The 15,922-nt window shown below is 69.1% G+C and carries 17 protein-coding genes; 7 read left to right on the top strand and 10 right to left on the bottom strand.

Annotation, left to right across the window (positions count from 1 at the left end; all coding sequences use genetic code 11):
• Positions 1-2: 2 nt before the first annotated feature.
• From ACFWF2_RS21590 to ACFWF2_RS21575, 4 genes are all read right to left on the bottom strand, one after another.
• Positions 3-923 (bottom strand): DUF5926 family protein, encoded by a 921-nt coding sequence (locus tag ACFWF2_RS21590; RefSeq protein ID WP_379309227.1) that lies wholly within the window; start codon positions 921-923, stop codon positions 3-5.
• 54 nt (positions 924-977) lie between these two features.
• Complete coding sequence (locus ACFWF2_RS21585) at positions 978-1,745, bottom strand: glycerophosphodiester phosphodiesterase (RefSeq protein ID WP_378848681.1); 768 nt, start codon at positions 1,743-1,745, stop codon at positions 978-980.
• A complete protein-coding gene (locus tag ACFWF2_RS21580) occupies positions 1,742-2,719 on the bottom strand; it encodes a DUF4328 domain-containing protein (protein ID WP_379309226.1) in 978 nt (325 codons plus the stop codon). The genes ACFWF2_RS21585 and ACFWF2_RS21580 overlap by 4 nt, the downstream gene beginning before the upstream one ends.
• An 82-nt stretch (positions 2,720-2,801) precedes the next feature.
• Positions 2,802-3,161, bottom strand: a complete 360-nt coding sequence (locus tag ACFWF2_RS21575) for a rhodanese-like domain-containing protein (RefSeq protein ID WP_379309225.1) — start codon at positions 3,159-3,161, stop codon at positions 2,802-2,804.
• A gap of 368 nt (positions 3,162-3,529) precedes the next feature.
• On the opposite strand from ACFWF2_RS21575, the gene ACFWF2_RS21570 reads away from it, so the two are divergent.
• From ACFWF2_RS21570 to ACFWF2_RS21555, 4 genes are all read left to right on the top strand, one after another.
• On the top strand, positions 3,530-4,141 hold the full coding sequence (locus ACFWF2_RS21570; protein WP_379309224.1) for a hypothetical protein: 612 nt from the start codon (positions 3,530-3,532) through the stop codon (positions 4,139-4,141).
• 141 nt (positions 4,142-4,282) lie between these two features.
• Positions 4,283-4,906, top strand: coding sequence for a superoxide dismutase (locus ACFWF2_RS21565; RefSeq protein ID WP_189031919.1), 624 nt, complete (start codon positions 4,283-4,285; stop codon positions 4,904-4,906).
• A 177-nt stretch (positions 4,907-5,083) separates the two neighbouring features.
• A complete protein-coding gene (locus ACFWF2_RS21560; protein WP_379309223.1) occupies positions 5,084-5,611 on the top strand; it encodes a peptidase in 528 nt (175 codons plus the stop codon).
• Between the two features lie 360 nt (positions 5,612-5,971).
• Positions 5,972-6,682 carry a TMEM165/GDT1 family protein gene (locus ACFWF2_RS21555; protein ID WP_379309222.1) on the top strand — a complete coding sequence of 237 codons (711 nt, stop codon included), beginning with the start codon at positions 5,972-5,974 and terminating at the stop codon, positions 6,680-6,682.
• Here ACFWF2_RS21555 and ACFWF2_RS21550 read toward each other — a convergent pair.
• Complete coding sequence (locus ACFWF2_RS21550) at positions 6,658-7,302, bottom strand: TetR/AcrR family transcriptional regulator (RefSeq protein ID WP_379309221.1); 645 nt, start codon at positions 7,300-7,302, stop codon at positions 6,658-6,660. The two genes, ACFWF2_RS21555 and ACFWF2_RS21550, sit on opposite strands and share 25 nt — an antisense overlap.
• A gap of 21 nt (positions 7,303-7,323) precedes the next feature.
• On the bottom strand, positions 7,324-8,202 hold the full coding sequence (locus ACFWF2_RS21545) for an SDR family NAD(P)-dependent oxidoreductase (protein WP_379309220.1): 879 nt from the start codon (positions 8,200-8,202) through the stop codon (positions 7,324-7,326).
• 151 nt (positions 8,203-8,353) lie between these two features.
• Between ACFWF2_RS21545 and ACFWF2_RS21540 the strand changes: the two genes are divergently transcribed.
• Positions 8,354-9,121: an SDR family NAD(P)-dependent oxidoreductase gene (locus ACFWF2_RS21540; protein ID WP_379087222.1), complete on the top strand. Its 768-nt coding sequence runs from the start codon at positions 8,354-8,356 to the stop codon at positions 9,119-9,121.
• 59 nt (positions 9,122-9,180) lie between these two features.
• Here the strand turns inward: ACFWF2_RS21540 and ACFWF2_RS21535 are convergent, their stop codons facing one another.
• The 4 genes from ACFWF2_RS21535 to ACFWF2_RS21520 form a co-directional block, all read right to left on the bottom strand.
• Positions 9,181-9,999, bottom strand: coding sequence for a class I SAM-dependent methyltransferase (locus tag ACFWF2_RS21535; protein WP_379309218.1), 819 nt, complete (start codon positions 9,997-9,999; stop codon positions 9,181-9,183).
• Between the two features lie 67 nt (positions 10,000-10,066).
• A complete protein-coding gene (locus ACFWF2_RS21530) occupies positions 10,067-10,516 on the bottom strand; it encodes a GNAT family N-acetyltransferase (protein WP_379309217.1) in 450 nt (149 codons plus the stop codon).
• A 117-nt stretch (positions 10,517-10,633) separates the two neighbouring features.
• Positions 10,634-12,592: a molecular chaperone HtpG gene (gene htpG, locus ACFWF2_RS21525; protein ID WP_379309216.1), complete on the bottom strand. Its 1,959-nt coding sequence runs from the start codon at positions 12,590-12,592 to the stop codon at positions 10,634-10,636.
• A gap of 52 nt (positions 12,593-12,644) precedes the next feature.
• Positions 12,645-14,276 (bottom strand): TM0106 family RecB-like putative nuclease, encoded by a 1,632-nt coding sequence (locus ACFWF2_RS21520; protein ID WP_379309229.1) that lies wholly within the window; start codon positions 14,274-14,276, stop codon positions 12,645-12,647.
• A gap of 231 nt (positions 14,277-14,507) precedes the next feature.
• On the opposite strand from ACFWF2_RS21520, the gene ACFWF2_RS21515 reads away from it, so the two are divergent.
• Both ACFWF2_RS21515 and ACFWF2_RS21510 read left to right on the top strand, forming a co-directional pair.
• Positions 14,508-15,182: a DUF6474 family protein gene (locus ACFWF2_RS21515; protein ID WP_379309215.1), complete on the top strand. Its 675-nt coding sequence runs from the start codon at positions 14,508-14,510 to the stop codon at positions 15,180-15,182.
• 8 nt (positions 15,183-15,190) lie between these two features.
• Complete coding sequence (locus tag ACFWF2_RS21510; protein WP_379309214.1) at positions 15,191-15,895, top strand: hypothetical protein; 705 nt, start codon at positions 15,191-15,193, stop codon at positions 15,893-15,895.
• Positions 15,896-15,922: the final 27 nt, after the last annotated feature.

Below are 15,922 nucleotides of genomic sequence, written 5' to 3'. Positions count from 1 at the left end.
GTTCAGCGCAGGGTGACCTGACGCGAACGCAGGCCGTCGCGCGAACGGCGCTCCTCGCCCGTCATCGGGGCGTCCGAGGCCAGCGCCTCGGCCAGCCGCGCACCGAACTCGCGGGCGGGGGCCTCCCACTCGGTGGGGTGCCGCTCGGGATCGAGGTCGAACACCGGCACCAGCAGGCCGTGCGTACGGAACGAACCGGCGAAGCGCGAGCCCTCGCCCATGTGCAGGCCGCCCGCGGCGTGCACGCGAGCCAGCGCCAGCATCAGCGTGTCCTCGTCCTCGGGACGCACCCAGCGCACATGCGCCTTCTCGCCCGCGTCGACCCACCAGGCCGCGCCGACACCGTCGCCGCCCAGGTTCAGTCGCGCCGACGGCATGATGGCCTGCTTGGCCTGCTCGATCGTCGCCGCCACCTGCGGATCGGGGGTCACGCCCTCGGGCACCCACCAGTCGAAGTCCTGGTGCACGGTGAGCTCGAGGTCGGCGCCGGGATCGATGACGTCGGCCAGGCGCGGACCGCCGTCGACGGACTCGGCCGAGTTCAGCGACTCGCCGGGCTCGGCGGACTGCGTCCACAGGATCGCCGCGGCGATATCGGCCGACGGGTCGGTGCCCTGGTGCTGCATCTGGGTGCCGACGTAGCCGACCGGCTCGTCGCCGGCGCGGACCAGCGCGGCCACCGCACCGGGTAGCACCGTCGCCAGCGTCACCGAGCGCTCGGCGGCGACGCCGGGCACCAGCTTCAAGGTCGCGGTCGCCGACGGCACGAACTCCCGCAGCGCCACCAGATCACATTCGGCAGCAAGCCCCTCGAACGGCCGCGTCGGGGCCGCAGATGCCTGCTCCTGCGCCGCACGCCGCTCGGCGAGACGCTGAGCCCGATTACTGTCGGGCTTCGGACTGTTCCGCTTGCTTTTACCCACGGCGAGAGTTTATGGCCGGGTGGCGATGTCGTTGCGCGCGACCCGGCGGAAAACTCACACGCCGGCGAGCAGTGCCTTGGTGCGGCCGGGGTGATTGGTGGCGACCCAGCTGACGCCGAGGTCGGCGCACAATGTCACGTCGTCGGGATCGTCGACGGTCCAGCAGTAGGTGGCGCGGCCCGCGGCGGCGGCCTTGTCGACGAGTTCGGGATGCTCGCGCAGCGTCTTCACCGAAGGGCCGACCGCGGTCGCGCCGACGGTGGTCGCCGCGCCGCCACCGAGGAAGCGCGAGGATTCGCCGAGCAGCACGGTCGGCAGCAGCGGGGCGGCGCGGCGGATCCGCCAGACCGCGGTCGCGGCGAACGACATCACCACCGCACGGGAGTGGTCGGCCGAGGCGGGCGTTGCGATCCCGAAACGCTGGAGTTCGGCGAGCACCTTGTTCTCCACCAGCGCGCCGTAGCGCACGGGGTGCTTGGTCTCGATGAACAGTTTGGTCGGCCTGCTGCGCCAGTCGAGCACGAGACCGATCAGATCGCTGAGGGCGAGGACACCGGACGGCGCGTCGTCGGTGCCGAAGTTCATGTCGCGTAGTTCGGCCAGGGTCAGTTCGCTGACCAGGCCGGTGGCGTCGGAGGTGCGGTCGACGGTGCGGTCGTGCACGCAGACCAGGTGCCCGTCGCGGGTCAAGCGCACGTCGCATTCGACGCCGTCGGCACCCTGTTCGAGCGCCAGCTCGTAGGCGGCGAGGGTGTGCTCGGGGCGCGCCGCAGACGCACCACGGTGCGCGACAACGAATGGCGCGCGATTGCCCTGGCTCACTTGGCCACAACCTCCTCCTGCGTATTCTCGCCTGTTTCGGCGGGATGCGCGCGTTCAACCTCATCCTGCCCGGTCGCAGGTACACCGGGCTGGACGGGGGCGATGACGACCTCGGCGGGATCGGCGGCCATCACCCAGCGGTGTGCCGCGCGCGGCGCGCCACGCAGGTCGCGGCCTTCGAGCTGACGGACCGTCCACAGCGTGAGCACCGCGAAACCGGCCGCGCACAGATCGCTGAACGCGGTGAACGAGACACCGTCGGCCTCGGCCTGCAGGGTCGACGCGTCACGCCACAGCGTCGCGCCGACGAGGATCAGGCCGCTGAGCACCCAGGCCGCCCACCAGATCCGCACGGCCCGCAGGGCTCGCGGATCGGCTGCGGGCCCGAGCAGCTCGGTGAGGAAGACGCCCGGCCAGATCAGGTTCACACCGGGCACCAGGCAGCCGAGGATCAGCGACCACCGGCGCCGCGGATCGCGCCTGCCCTGCGCGGCGAACCGCGCGCGACGCGCTTCGATCAGCCACGCGACCAGCGCGAGCGCCGCGGCGAGGGCACACAGCGGCGCGATGGCGCCGAACACCCACACCGACATGTCCGAGATCCACAGCAGCCAGCTGGGGATGAGGGTGGTCCGGTTGCGCAGCAGGATCAGGTACCTGCCGTATTCGGCGAAGGCCGCGACCAGGAACGCCAGCGCGGTGACGACAAGCAGCAGATCGCGGTTGGCCGCGATGCCACGCAACGGCCGCTCCGGCGCGCGACCTGGCGCGGGCGGCGGATCGAGCAGGCCCCAGCGCGGAATCTCGGTGTAGCGCGGGGTCGGGCCGAGCGGTGCGGACGTGGTCGACGCCCCGGCCTTGCGGATGCGGTGATCCGGCCTGCGCGCGACCCAGCGGTAGTTGCGCTGGGAGGCGGGCGCGTCGACCTTGCCCGGCGAAAGCAGCACGCCACGGCAGCGGGGGCACCAGTGCATCGGCGCGCCCTGCACGGCCCACCGCGCGCCACAGCGTGCACATGGTTGCACCACCGAACTCACCCGCGCACCCCGTTCCGGACTAGTAGATCTTGGCTTCGTGCTCGCCGTCGGCGACCACCGGGCGGCCCGTCTGCTGCCAGGCCACCATTCCCCCCGCGACGTTCACTGCCTCGTACCCGACGTGGGCCAGGTACTTGACGACCTCGATCGAGCGCCCGCCCTGCCTGCACACGACGTACACCTCGGCGTCGATGTCGATCTCGTCGATCCTGGCGGGCACGTCGACCATCGGGATGTGGATCGCGCCCGGCGCGTGGCCGAGCTCCCACTCGTCGGGTTCGCGCACGTCGAGCAGCTGGGCGCCTGCCACCGGCTCGGCGTTGTCGAACGCGGCGGGTACCGCACCCACCGGCACCGTGGGGACATCGGAGCTCGTCACGCCTCGATCCTGCCATGTCGGAAGCGACGGGGGGCGAGGCTGTGCGCGGTCTGTGGATGGATGGGGGTTATCCACAGAATCCACAACTTGATCCACAGGTCTCAGCTATCGGTCAGCACACAATCGTGAGGCGTGGGCTATCAACCGACGTGGAGCCGGGGAAGCCAGTCGGCGAAACGGCCGATCCGGGACTCCCCTCCATGTCATCCCGGAGCGGCCGCTCGCCGCTGACGTCGGGATTCCGCGGTTGCATCGGTCCCGACATCTACTTGGACGCGAGCCGGGCCGTTTCGGTTCCATAAAAACGACATCACTAGAGAAAATCCTAAATCCTGGGATCTGGGCGGCCAGATCGGTAGCCTGAGCGCATGAACGTGAGCAGGGGGCTACTCGACAGTTTCGACATCAACGGCCTGAATACCGCTTTGTCCGAATCAACCTGTCTCGGAGTAGAGGTGGACGCCACGGCGGGGCGGCTGCAACTCGCTCTCGAGGTGCTGACGCTACCCGCCGAAGGACCAGCGCCGACCGAGGCGAAAGTCCTGCTCACCTTCACCGGAGTCACCCGGGTCGCCGCTTCCCTGCGCATCCAGCGCTGGGACGACATCGAGGCCAGGGTTCTCCCGCTGACCCTCGACCAACTCGACGAAGCCATCGAGAGTTTCGGCGGCGGTGGGCTGCACGGCTGGGAATTCATCGATCTCGACGACAGCGGCTGGACACTGTGGAGCGAGCTGCTCAGCTTCGACACGGTGCTCGACCAGCGCATCGCCGCGCACGTCATCGAGTTCTCCCAGGAAGAGGGCATCGATCCGCGGGAACTCGATGTCCGCGTCTGGTTCGACAAGATCACCGTCACCGACTTCGGTGGCAAGGAAATCCCCATCGCGGAGTTCATCGATGGCGGTCGCCGCTGGTGGGCCGCACACGATTCCGGCGACACCAGGGCTTCCAAGGCCGACGTCGCCCCTCCGCTGTAATCCGGGCCGATTCGGCACCACCCGCCCCGTCCCGGGAATGAGGGACCACACGCCTGCGGTTGCAGCGAGCGGGTGTACGAATGATGGTTGGTGTGCTCGACCGAATGGGCGCACACAGCCCGACACACGGAAAGGGACATCGTGGCCGTCTACACACTGCCCGAACTCGATTGGGACTTCAGCGCGCTGGAGCCGCACATCTCCGGACAGATCAACGAGATCCACTTCACCAAGCACCACGCCGCCTACGTCGCCGGCGCCAACGCGGCACTGGAGAAGCTGGAAGCCGCCCGTGAGGCCGGCGACCACGCCGCCATCTTCCTGAACGAGAAGAACCTGGCGTTCCACCTGGGTGGCCACACCAACCACTCCATCTGGTGGAAGAACCTCTCGCCCAACGGTGGCGACAAGCCGGTCGGTGACCTGGCCGCCGCGCTCGACGACCAGTTCGGTTCGTTCGACAAGTTCCGCGCGCAGTTCACCGCTGCCGCGAACGGCCTGCAGGGCTCCGGCTGGGCCGTCCTGGGTTACGACACCCTCGGCCAGAAGCTGCTGACCTTCCAGCTGTACGACCAGCAGGCCAATGTGCCGATCGGCATCATCCCGCTGCTGCAGGTCGACATGTGGGAGCACGCCTTCTACCTGCAGTACAAGAACGTCAAGGCCGACTACGTGACCGCGTTCTGGAACGTCGTCAACTGGGCCGACGTGCAGGAGCGCTTCGCCCGCGCCGTGACCCAGGGCAAGGGCCTCATCTTCGGCTGAGTGCCTGAGCCAGACGCAAGGCCCCTCGACGCTGTCGGGGGGCCTTCGCTGTTCCAGCAGGGTCTTTTGGGCGGATTGACCGGATTCCTGGCACTCAGTGGTACTTGTGTGCCAGATGGGTTCGGGGCTATTCCTGTTGTATACGGGCATCGCCGCCCCGGATATCGGGAGGCCATCATGACGACGCACGGTCCGATCGGGATCACGCCGTTTCAGGCGCGCGGTCATCTGCAGGGATTCGTGGTGTCGGGCCGGTGGCCGGATACCACCAAGGAGTGGGCGCAGGTGCTTGTCCTCGCGGTCCGGGTGGCCTCGATGCCCGGCCTGCTGGTGACCTCGACCGTGTTCGGCGTGCGCGAGGAGCTGCCCGACGATCCGGAGCCGGGCACCGTCGGCCTGGTGCTGGCGGAGGGGCCGGTGCTGGGCGAGGCGGCGGTCGAGCCGGGCCGGTTCGCCGATCACGTACCGGCCGCCCTGCTGATGCTGCATCCGCCGTCGGAGACCCGGCCGTCGCTGCCCGAATGCGTGGGCGCGGCCTCGGGCTGCGTGCTGCTGCCCGGCGTGCCGCATCTGGGTCTCGAGCATCGCGCGGCGTGGGCCGAGGCCGAGCTCGACGGGACCGTCACCTCGTTGGTGAGCCGGGTCGGGATGGATCTGATCAGCGATCCCGACACCGCCGTCCTGGCAATGTTGCTGGCGGCCTGAGACTTTCGCAGACCAGGCCTGGCGAATACCCGGCAACGGACGTCCGGCGCCCGTAAATCAGGGAAACCGAACTATCGCGGCCGCATCGCCAAACTTATTGCGCCCATTGCGATTTCGATTACACGGAGTTGGCATACCGGTAGCAATCGGGCTAGGGTGGACAGCAGCGAAGGGGAGTAGCCCGCAATCGCCCAGTCGACATACTGATCGGCGCCACATTCGGCGCGGTCCGGCTGCGCGAACCGGTCACCACCGGTGGGCGAGACCTTCGGCCACAAACCGATCCGTTGACCGGTGTGGCTGGAGGCGCACCCGTTTCTTCAGCCGCAGGCCGGAGTATCCACCTGGGAGCTGACTTTCATGATCGCCACGATCCTGCTGAGCTTCGGCGTGCTGTTCCTCGCCGAGCTGGGCGACAAATCGCAGCTGATGGCGCTGACGTTCTCGCTGCGCTATCGCTGGTGGGTGGTGCTGGCCGGAATCAGCGTCGCCAGCGTGGCCGTCAACCTCATCGCCGCCGGTGTCGGCCATTTCCTCGGTACCGCGCTGCCCGCGAACGCCATCGCCGTCGTCACCGCGCTCACGCTGCTGGTCGTCGGCCTGTGGACGCTGCGCGACGCGCTCGGCTCCGCCGATGAGGCCGAGGACGCGCCGCCGCCGAGCACCCGCAACGCCTTCCTCGTCGTGATCTCCGCCTTCATGCTCGCCGAACTCGGCGACCGCACCATGTTCGCCGCGGCCGCGCTGGCCTCGAAGAACGGCTGGCTCGCCGTCTGGATCGGTTCGACCGCCGGCATGGTCGCCGCCGGTGGCCTGGCGATCCTGGTCGGCAAGCTCGCGGGTAAGCACCTGCCCGAACGCGGCATCGCCTTCGCCTCCGGCCTGCTCTTCCTGTTCTTCGCCACGAAGACGGTGCTCGACGCGTTCGTCTCCGGCCTCGGCGGCTGGGGTTCGACCGGCCTGGCGCTGCTCGTCCCGGTCGCGGTCGGGCTCGGTATCGGCGCGTGGCGGTTCTACCGGCCGCGCGGGGACATGGCCGTGCCGGATCAGCCGGCGAACGCGGTGCCGTAGACCGGACCAGAACGGCGGGCCAGGTCGATCAGCGGTTCCTTCAGCGCGCGCAGGCCGTCCAGATCGTCGCCGGCGATCTTGCCGGTGACCATGGCGCCGATCGCGGCGGCCAGGGTCGCGCAGGCGAACTGCTGCTCGGCGGTCTGGGCGCCGAGCATCGCCGCCACCACCGCGACGAACCGGCTCTGCAATTCCATCCGCGCCTCGATCGCCGACGGCCCGACCGCGTACACCTCAACCAGGAACAACCGGGCCGAGGCAGGGTCGTCGACCATGTGGTCGAAGTAGGCGGTGAGGATGCGATCCATCCTGGTGAACGCGTCGGCATCGGCGGTTTCGGCGATCACGCCCTGTAGCCGCTCGGCCAGCAGGGCCGAGACCCGGTCGAAGGCGGCGGCGAAGCAGTCCTCCTTGGAGCGGAACAGCTCGTAGAACGTCTCGCGCGACACCCCGGCCCGTTTGAGCACGGCGGCCACCGGCGTTCCGACATAGCCGCCCTCGGTCATCGCCTCCCCCATCGCGACGAGGATGCGTTCCCGCTGGGAGGCCACCACTTCTTCGCGCGAGAGATGATGCCGTCCGCGCGGGAGCTGGCGCAGGGTGGATGCCGAATCGCTCATCGTCGAACTCCGTGCTCGAGGTCAGGCTTGCCGTTCCATTCTGCGTGGTCGGGCAGGCTGGGTGGTGGTGAAGGGGACGTCCTCGGTGCGCGCGATCTCGATCGCACGGGCGACCCGCTTGCCGAGCAACCGCTGCACCAGCAGCTGCGCCAAGGGTCGCACCGGCAGGACGAGCGAGACCCACCAGGGTGAGACGACGGACCTGCGCCTGCGCGCGATCGCCCGTTCCAGCGCGTCGACGGCGGGACCGATCGGAGACACGCCGGTCAGGCTGGTCTCGCCGAGGCCGGTGTGCGCGGCGGCCGTGCCGAAGCCGCGGCTGGTCATGTCCGTGTCGATCTCGGCGAAGTAGCTGATGCCGACGCGGGCGCCGGTCTGGCGCAGCTCACAGCGCAGGGTGCCTGCCAGCGACTCGACGGCCGCCGCCGACGCGCTGTACGCGCCTGCCAGTGGCAACTGCACGGCCGTGGAGATCGACGACATCATCAGGACATACCCACCGGGGCGGGCGAGATGCGGCCCGGCGGCCTGCACGGCGTAGGCGACGCCGAGCACGTTCACGGCGAGGGTCTCCTCCAGCACCGAGGGATCGCCGCCGATCATCGCCATCTGCTTGGCGATGCCCGCGTTGGCGACGAGCACGTCCAGGCCGCCGAGTTCGGCGACCAGCGCCTCGACCACCCGGTCGACCTGGGCGCGGTCGGCGACGTCGCAGTAGCGCCAGGGCGCGTCACCGCATTCGGCGGCCACCTCGGCCAGCAGTTCCGGCTCCAGGCCGAGCAGGGCGACGTGAGCGCCCCGCGCGGCCAGCCTCCTGGCCAATGCGGCGCCCATCCCGCGAGCGGCCCCGGTGATCAGGACCTTGCGTCCGGCCACCGACGGACCGGAGAACGATCTCATGAAGGCACGTTACCACCGGAAAACATGGGTGTTCGCTGGTATTTTCGCAGCGCATCCGAACGCGGCGGTAGGGGTGATGTGCGCCTCACCGGAACCCGCTAGGGTGCAATTGACGAAGTGCCAACTGGCTGTCACGAACGAGAGGACCATCGTGGAGATTTCGGGTTCCGCCGCCATCGTCACCGGAGGCGCATCCGGCCTCGGTGCCGCCACCGCCAAGCGTCTCGCCGACGCGGGCGCCACCGTCTTCGGCCTTGACGTCCCGGCGTCCATCGAGCGCGCAGGCGACAACGTCCCGGCCGGGGTCACCCTGATCGCGGCCGATGTGACCAGCAACGACGAGGTCGCGGCCGCCATCGCCCAGATCACCGAGGGCCCGGCGCCGCTGCGCATCGTGGTCAACTGCGCCGGTGTCGGCTGGGCGGGTCGCATCCTGTCCAAGAACGGCCCGCACGACCTGGAGCTGTTCCGCACCGTCATCACCGTGAACCTGCTCGGCACGTTCAACGTGATGCGCCTGGCCGCCGACGCCATCGCCAAGACCGAGCCGGTCGACGAGTACGGCCAGCGCGGCGTCGTCATCAACACCGCGTCCGTCGCCGCCTTCGAGGGCCAGATCGGCCAGATCGCCTACTCGGCGTCCAAGGGCGGCGTGCACGGCATGACCGTTCCGGCCGCGCGCGACCTGGCGCAGTTCGGCATCCGCGTGAACACCATCGCCCCCGGCATCATCGACACCCCGATGCTGGCCGGCGTCACCGAGGAGTACCGCAAGGGCCTCGAGGCCGGTGTGCCCTTCCCGTCGCGCCTGGGCCGCCCGGACGAGTACGCCCAGCTGGTCGAGTACATCGCCGGCCACGACTACCTCAACGGCGAGACCATCCGCATGGACGGCGCCCTGCGCATGGCGCCGCGGTAAGACGCACGCACCGGTCGACGGCGCCCTGTTCCCCGCGTGGACAGGGCGCCGTCGCCGTGTCAGGACGCGGGTACCGCGCCGACGCCGAAGAGGGCGGTGGTGTGCAGTGGGGTGTTCGGGCGGTAGGTGACGGTGAGGCGTTCGACGGCCGCGTCGGTGCGGCGCTGCCATTCCTCCTCGCCCACTTCGTGTCTGAGCACGGTCAGCGGGGCGCTGCTGCGGGTCATGGTGTCCCACAGGGCTTCCGCGCTCGGGAAACACACTTCGACCGTGTGGCTGCGGATTGTCACCTCGTCGAACCCCGCGGCGCGCATCTCGGCTTCGAAGACAGCGGGGTTTTCCAGGCTGCGCGCATCCGGCTGTGGCAGTGCGGCGTTCGGGTCGCCCGCCGTCAGGGCGCCGAAGAGCGCGCGCATGAGCGAGGAGTCGACGGCGGGCGCCCAGGAGGTGACCACGGCCGTGGCGCCCGGGCGCAGTACGCGCCGGAGTTCGGCGAAGCCTTTCGGGCGGTCGGCGAAGAACATGAGGCCGAACAGGGAAAAACCGGCGTCGAATCGCGCGTCTTCGTAGGGCAGGTCCTGGCCATCGCCCACCTGCGCGGTAATCGTGGTGTGCCCGGCGAGTTCGGCTGCTGCCGTGAGGTGTTTGATCATCGGCGCCGAGAGGTCGATGGCGTGTACTCGCGCACCCTGTTCGGCGGCCGCGAGGCCGAGCAGGCCGGTGCCCGCGGCGACGTCGACGATCTCGGAATCCTTTTCGAGACCGACGTATTCGAGGGCGTGCGCCGCGAATGGGCCGAGAACCGTCGCCCCCGCTTCGGCGTAGCCCTCGGCCACCAGATCCCACGGTTGTGCCGTGACCGGCGTCCCCTCCGACATACGCGGTCGTTCCTCTCACCCAGTCGTCGATATCGTGACCAGACTACGGAATTCGTGCCGAGTGGGGTCAGAGCGTCCGTTCGAAGGTGATCAGCGCGCGGCCGGGGCCGTTGTAGTCGGCGACCGGGCCCGCGACGGTGAAGCCCAGGCTGCGGTGGAAATCGATCGAGGTGAAATTGGCCGGGGAGGTGATCGCGGTGACCACTTTTCGGCCGTCGGCCCTGACTATCTCGAAGAACTCGTCGTAGAGGGTGCGGCCGAGCCCGACCTTGCGCGCGTCGGGGCGGACGGCGACGAAGTGGATGTAGGCGGCGTCGGCATCCGAGGGTGAGCCGAAACCCACCAGGAAGCCGGAGATTCCGTCCTCGTCGGTCGCGATCAGGCTGGTGCGGTGGAAATGGTCGAGGAACAGCCGGGGCAGGTTGTGCACGACTGTCCTGCCCCACCAATAGTCGACCACGGCGATCAGATCGTCGTAGTCGTCGGGACGTGCCCGCCGGATCTCGTGCCCATCCATATCTCTATGGTGACCGCAACCCGCCTCGTCGGCACGGGAAATGCCGGTGAACAGAAACTGCCCGCTGCCGAAATCGACAACGGGCAGTTCTGTGGACGACCGGGTAGTGGCCCGGGATCAGACCGTGCGGGTCAGCCGCTCGGTCAGCAGCTGGGCGAAGCGGGCCGGGTCCTTCAGTTCGCCGCCCTCGGCGAGAACCGCGGTGCCGTAGAGCAGTTCGGCGGTCTCGGCGAGCTCGGGCACCTTGCCCTCGTCGGCATCGGGCTTGCGGGCGTCGTAGGCGTCGCGCAGGCCGGTGACCAGCGGGTGGGTCGGGTTGAGCTCGAGGATGCGCTTGGATTCCGGCAGCGCCTGGCCCGAGGCGCGGTACATGCGCTCGAGCATCGGGGTGAAGTCGAAGACGTCACCGACCAGGCAGGCCGGGGAGGTGGTGAGCCGGTTGGTGAGGCGCACCTCCTTGGCGACCTCGTCGAGGGTCTTGCCGAGCCAGGTGAGCAGGTCTGCGAAGTCCTTGTCCTGCTGCTCGCGCAGCGCCTCGGTCTCCTTCTTCTCGTCCTCGGTCTCCAGGTCGACCTCGCCCTTGGCGATGGACTGGAACTTCTTGCCGTCGAACTCCGGCACCGAGCCGACCCACATCTCGTCGACCGGATCGGTGAGCACCAGCACCTCGCGGCCCTTGGCCTTGAACGCCTCCAGGTGCGGCGAGTTCTCCACCTGCGCACGGCTTTCGCCGGTCATGTAGTAGATCGCGTCCTGACCGTCCCGCATCCGCTCGACGTACTGCGCGAGCGTGGTGAGCTCGGAGTCCGAGGCGGTGGAGGCGAAAGACGAGACGGTGAGCAGGGTTTCGCGGTTGTCGGTGTCGGAGAGCAGGCCCTCCTTGAGAACCCGGCCGAACTGCGCCCAGAAGGTCTGGTACCTGGTCTGATCCTCGGCGCCCTGCATGTCCTTGACGGTGGACAGCACCTTCTTGACCAGACGCTTGCGGATCATCTGGATCTGGCGGTCCTGCTGCAGGATCTCGCGGGAGACATTGAGCGAGAGGTCCTGGGCGTCCACCACACCCTTGACGAAGCGCAGGTACTCCGGCATCAGCTCTTCGCAGTTGTCCATGATGAACACCCGGCGCACGTAGAGCTGCACGCCGCGCTTGTGCTCACGGGTGAACAGGTCGAACGGCGCGATCGACGGGATGAACAGCAGCGCCTGGTACTCGAAGGTGCCCTCGGCCTTCATCGGGATGATCTCGAGCGGCTCGTCCCAGGCGTGGCTGACGTGGTGGTAGAACTCCTTGTACTCCTCGTCGGAGACCTCGCTGCGCGGGCGCGTCCACAGCGCCTTCTGCGAGTTGAGGGTCTGGTCCTCGACGACGGTCTTCTCGACCTTGTCCTCGCCCTCCCCCTCCATCACGGTGCGCTCGACCTGCATACGGATCGGCCAGGCGATGAAGTCGGAGTACTTGCGGACGATCTCGCGCAGCTTCCATTCCTGCGTGTAATCGAAGAGGTGATCGTCCTCGTCGGCGGGCTTGAGCTCGAGGGTCACCGCGGTGCCCTGCGGCGCGTCGGCGACGGTGTCGATCGTGTAGCTGGAGCTGCCCGCCGCGGCCTCCCAGCGGGTGCCCTCGGTCTCGCCCGCCTTGCGGGTGGTGAGGACGACGCGGTCGGCGACCATGAAGGTGGAGTAGAAACCGATGCCGAACTGGCCGATCAGCTCCTCGGCGGCGGCATCGGACTTGACCTCGATCAGCTTGCGGCGCAGTTCGGCGGTACCGGACTTGGCGAGGGTGCCGATCAGGTCGATCACCTCGGCGCGGGACATGCCGATGCCGTTGTCGCGGACGGTCAGGACGCGCTTGTCCCCGTCGACCTCCAGCTCGATGTGCAGGTCGGAGGTGTCGGCGACCAGATCCTTGTCCTGGAACGAGGCCAGCTTCAGCTTGTCCAGTGCGTCGGAAGCGTTCGAGATCAGCTCCCGCAGGAACGTGTCTTTGTTGGAGTAGACCGAGTGGATCATCAGCTCCAGGAGCTGGTGTGTTTCGGCCTGGAACTCGAGAGTTTCGACGTGCTGAGTCACAGCACGATCGTATTACTGTGCACGCTGCGGTGCTCCCGAGGACCCTACGTGGTTACGCTCCGCTACCGCCTCCGAGCCCGCCGGTCGCACCGCGCCCGAAGTCGGACAGCGAGGGAACCTCGTCGACGGCCCGGTGCGTCATCCACTCGCGCAGCACCTGGGTGGCCCGGACGTCGTCCTCGTTGTATTCGAACAGGCGGGTGCGCTGGGACAGGTCCGGGTCGGCGTCGTAGCCGACGGCGCGGCGGTACCAGCCCATCGATGCCTCGCCGCCCGCTTCCGGGTCGCGCCAGCCGAAGCCGGCGACCGGGGCGATCTTCTTGAGGCCCTTGCCGTTCGGGCAGATGAACTGATCGGTGACGGCCTGGAACATGTCGACCCATTCGGATGAGTCGACGAAGGCGCGGACCTGCTCGGTGGTCGGCACGCCGGGCTTGCCCGCGAAGCGGCGGGCCGACTCGTAGAGCCACTTGTCCTCGGCGGTGCGTGAATAGCAGTAGGCCGCGAAGGTCTTGCCCGCGGCGTGCGCGTCGGCCCGCATCCGCATCAGCCAGGTCCAGAACTCGCCGAAGGAGCGGCCCTCGTCCTCGGTGGGCAGCGGGTCCCAGGTGACGAACGGGCGGTAGACGCCGTCGAGCAGGGTGCCCCACAGGTAGGCGCCGTCCTCCTGGTAGCTCTCCAGGTCGACGTCGACCTCGACGTCGGCGCGGCGCACGCTCACCGTGTCGAAGCGGCGCACCAGCGGGGCGCCCGCGATCCAGGCGCGGGCGGTGACCACCGTCTCGGAGAACGGGCCGTGCTGCCAGTCGTCGGGTTCGTCGCCTTCCCAGGCCGCCAGCTCGTCGACCGTCTGCACGCCGTGCACGCGCAGCACCTCGGCCCGCGAACCCGGCGCGACCAGGCTGACGTCACGCATCAGCGCCAGCTGACCCTCACAACTGGGATTACCGTCGGCCCCGCGCACCCACCACGGGCACTGCCTGCACTCGGGCACCTTCGACGGCTGGGTCGGCAGCTCGCCGCGCACCACCGCGATGCGGTCGCCGTAGCGCTGGTCGTAGTCGGCGAGGACATTGGTCAGGTCGTGCACGAGGATGCGGTCGAAGGCCAGGCCGATCGCGCCGCCGACCAGGGCGGGGCTGGCCATACCGTGGCGCTGCAGCATCCGGTACAGATGCGCCAGACGCTGCTGGTCGCGCGGCTGCGGGCGCAGCTTCACGTGCTTGTCGCGGCGGGGCTGCCAGCGGAACAGGTCCGAGGTCAGCGGGTGGAAATCGGCCGGATCGGGACGGCGCGGGTCGGTGACCTTGTGGTTGACCACGATGATCGGGATGTAGCCGCCGCGGTCGTCGTCACGCAGCAGGAACTCGGCGCCGCCGCGACGGCCGGTGTCGGGCTCCTGGGGCAGCAGGCCGCCCCAGATCCGCGATGCGCCCGCCTCCATCGCGGCCATGGTCGCCGCCGCCTTCTCCCCCGCGCGCAGCGCCGGGTCGATCACCACCCAGTCGGCGGGGGCCGCGGCGACGAGTTCGTCGCGCACCCTGGTGCGATGCGCGGTCGCGGCCTCCCTGCGCTGCTGTACCCCGGGATCTTCCCTGACCTCGGCGATGACCCCGGGATGCTCGGCGTCCAGGTGCAGGCGATGCCTGCAGCCGATCAGCGAGCGCGCGTCCAGGAAAGCGATCCGTGAAACGGTGGAATCGGCACCTCGATCGAGCGCAGCGGAAGCGGGGACCGGGCGAAGCACCGGCCCACCGTCGAAGTCGTCCTCGGCTGCACGCACGCAAGCAGTATGGTCCCTCCCCCCGACACAATGCCCAATCGCTACCCTGATCCCACTACGCTACGAAGTACGGCAGGCCGCTACTCCGGCACTGCCTCATGACTTGGCGAGCATGACGGAGGGCCTGATCTCATGGGGTTGTTCAGCAAGCGCAAGCGGCGCCCGAGCCGACGCGCTGAGGCGAAGGCACTCAAGCACAAAGCCGCGGTGGAGGCGAAGCTCGGCGCCAAGAACGAGCGCAAGGCGGCCAAGGCGAGCGAGCGCACCACCCGTCGCGCGGTGAAAGCACAGGCCAAGACCGAGGCCAAGGTGGCCAAGGCGCAGATCGCGACCCTGCACGCCGAGGAGAAGGCCGCCGAGAAGCTGGCGGCGAAGGCCGACCGCGAACTGTTCAGCGCGAGCCAGATCCGCAAGTACATCGGCGTCGCCCGCGTGCTGGTCCCGGTGCTCACGCCGCTGGCCTACCGCGGCGCGACCTACGTACGCGGCCAGCTCGACGCCCGCAAGGCACAGCAGCTCGGCATCGGCCTCGACCAGCTCGGCGAGTTCAGCGGCCACGGCGCCCGCCTGCAGGCCCGCATCACCAACACCGAGACCGCGCTGAACAAGGTCGCGGCCGACGCTCCCGGCGACGCCGACACCAAGAAGTTCGTCGACGCGGCCAGGTCCCGGCTGACCGACCTGACCGTCGCGGTGAACACCGCCGAGCAGATGCCCGCCGCGCGCCGCAAGGCCGTGCACGCCTCCATCTCTTCGGAGCTGTCCGTGCTCGAGACCGACGCGCTCGCCCGCCTGGGCGTGCGCTGAACCGTGCCGTGACCACGCCGCAGCTCACCGCCCGCCTACGCGGTGGTGGCTGCGGCGTACTCGTCGGTGCGCTGGCGGTCGCCGCGCACGGACTCGGCGGTGGTGGGGTGCCGCGGTCCGCGGAAATCGCTCTGCTGCTGGTGGTTTCGCTGGCGGCTGGGGCCTTCGCCACTGGCCACAGCACCGAACGTGCTGCGGCGCGACCGGGTTTCCGGTCCGGCCGCCAGGTAGTGCCCGGCGCGGAATACGCCCGCCGTGGATACTCCGATCGCACTGTGGCGCAACCTGGTTCGTTGCTGCGCCAAATCCCGGCGCCAACGGACCCACAGCGTGGGCGGGTTACTCGTGCCGTACGAACCTTCGCGGCCGTCCCGGCGGTGCGCGCGGCATCGGCGCTGATCGGCGGCCAGTGGGCAGGACATTTCGCCCTCACCGGCACGCTGGATCATCACGGCCGCGCCTTCGATCTGCTGCATCTGCCCAGCGCCCCGATGATCACCGCGCACTTCGTCGCGGCCTTCGTGTGTGCCGCACTGATTCTCGTAGCCGAGCGGCTCTATCTCGTTGCGTCGAGCGTGATTCGGGCGGTGCTCACCGCGCCCTCGCTCCCGATCCAGCAGCGCGCTGTCCGCTGGTCCGCCGCCGTCTCCACGGCCCGTGGCGACCGTCCGGAGGGTGTGCGCCGCCCGCGCGCACCGCCGCTGTTCGCCTGATTCCAGACGACTCAGAACTCTTCGGAC

The sequence above is a fragment of the Nocardia sp. NPDC060259 genome, from assembly GCF_042728775.1.
Classification (GTDB): Bacteria; Actinomycetota; Actinomycetes; order Mycobacteriales; family Mycobacteriaceae; genus Nocardia.
The sequence above is the reverse complement of the archived record's forward strand: the minus strand, read 5'-3'. Positions and strand labels throughout refer to the sequence as shown.

Bases quoted from the DNA above. Each gene is read 5' to 3' on its own strand.
- ACFWF2_RS21580 (WP_379309226.1), bottom strand. From the start codon at position 2,719: ATGCACTGGTGCCCCCGCTGCCGTGGCGTGCTGCTTTCGCCGGGCAAG.
- ACFWF2_RS21570 (WP_379309224.1), top strand. From the start codon at position 3,530: ATGAACGTGAGCAGGGGGCTACTCGACAGTTTCGACATCAACGGCCTG.
- ACFWF2_RS21560 (WP_379309223.1), top strand. From the start codon at position 5,084: ATGACGACGCACGGTCCGATCGGGATCACGCCGTTTCAGGCGCGCGGT.
- ACFWF2_RS21555 (WP_379309222.1), top strand. From the start codon at position 5,972: ATGATCGCCACGATCCTGCTGAGCTTCGGCGTGCTGTTCCTCGCCGAG.
- ACFWF2_RS21550 (WP_379309221.1), bottom strand. From the start codon at position 7,302: ATGAGCGATTCGGCATCCACCCTGCGCCAGCTCCCGCGCGGACGGCAT.
- ACFWF2_RS21545 (WP_379309220.1), bottom strand. From the start codon at position 8,202: ATGAGATCGTTCTCCGGTCCGTCGGTGGCCGGACGCAAGGTCCTGATC.
- ACFWF2_RS21535 (WP_379309218.1), bottom strand. From the start codon at position 9,999: ATGTCGGAGGGGACGCCGGTCACGGCACAACCGTGGGATCTGGTGGCC.
- ACFWF2_RS21530 (WP_379309217.1), bottom strand. From the start codon at position 10,516: ATGGATGGGCACGAGATCCGGCGGGCACGTCCCGACGACTACGACGAT.
- ACFWF2_RS21515 (WP_379309215.1), top strand. From the start codon at position 14,508: ATGGGGTTGTTCAGCAAGCGCAAGCGGCGCCCGAGCCGACGCGCTGAG.